Below are 1,071 nucleotides of genomic sequence, written 5' to 3' on the forward strand. Positions count from 1 at the left end.
GCAGTCACGTCCACAGCCGGGATACTGTCCAATAAGGCAATTTGTTCCTGGTAAGCGCGCAGGCACTTTTCAATTTCCTGGTCTACCTCCGCGATGCTCTGTTCAATTTGTTCCAAATGTTTGAGCTGCATTCTTAAAAGCCTGCGTTGCTGTTCGGACAAAGTACCCCGGGTGGCCTCGGCAATTTGCTCTTCTTTTTTGCGCGCTCTGCCCTTTAAGTAATCTTTTAAGAGAGAGGGGTCAATTTGACCATAAGCAATTAAGTGTTCCAGGATCGTCCGGCCAGAAACACCAAAGACATCGGAAAGGACCGAAGAAAGCTTAATGGCGTTGGTCTGAAGCAACTTTTCGATCCGGTTTTTCTGGGAAGCGGCTTCCTCCACCAGGCTTTTGCGGTAACGGGTCAGCTCCCTTAATTCCCGGATGGGTTTGGTCGGAATAAAACTGCCCCGCAAGAGACCTGTTCTTAAGAGTTGGGCAATCCACTGGGCATCCTTAATGTCGGTTTTTCTCCCGGGAACGTTTTTGATGTGCCGGGCGTTAACCAAAAGGATGACCATGTTGCCCTTTTCTAAAACGTCGTACACCGGCTTCCAATAGACACCGGTACTTTCCATGGCGACATTACGGCAGTTCTCCGCTTGAAGCCAGCTGCGCAGCTCTTGTAGTCCCTGCGGCAAGGCGGAAAACTCCCTGATGGTTGCTTCCGGTTTTTGGTCCAAAGGTCCTTTCAGCAAACAGGCCGTAATTATATCCCGGTGCACATCAAGGCCGCAGCAACACTCTAAAATGGCTTCCATAACGCTTTCCCTCCCTGCGGTGGGTTTTGAATAAGGCGTAGCAACCTGAGAAAAAAGAATTTTAGCATCCGTGATCCATCGGTACACAGTGGGCTGTGCTCAAAGGTTGCCGGTCCAGTTTAGGGTGCGGGTTTGCAGAAACTGCCATTAAAATAACGGAAACCGACGCCTTATTCACCTTCCAGTATGGCAGAAAAAGTTGGTAATGGAAAGTCTAGCTGACTCGATTTTCATTCGTGGGTTGTGATAAAAATTATCATGGAAGTTTAGG

Annotated in this window: 1 protein-coding gene; it reads right to left on the bottom strand. The window is 48.8% G+C overall.

Annotated elements, in window-relative coordinates:
* On the bottom strand, positions 1-800 hold an 800-nt coding region (locus J2Z49_RS14750), incomplete at its 3' end, for an IS110 family RNA-guided transposase (protein WP_307403953.1).
* Positions 801-1,071: the final 271 nt, after the last annotated feature.

It is taken from the genome of Desulfofundulus luciae (genome assembly GCF_030813795.1).
Taxonomy (GTDB): domain Bacteria; phylum Bacillota; class Desulfotomaculia; order Desulfotomaculales; family Desulfovirgulaceae; genus Desulfofundulus; species Desulfofundulus luciae.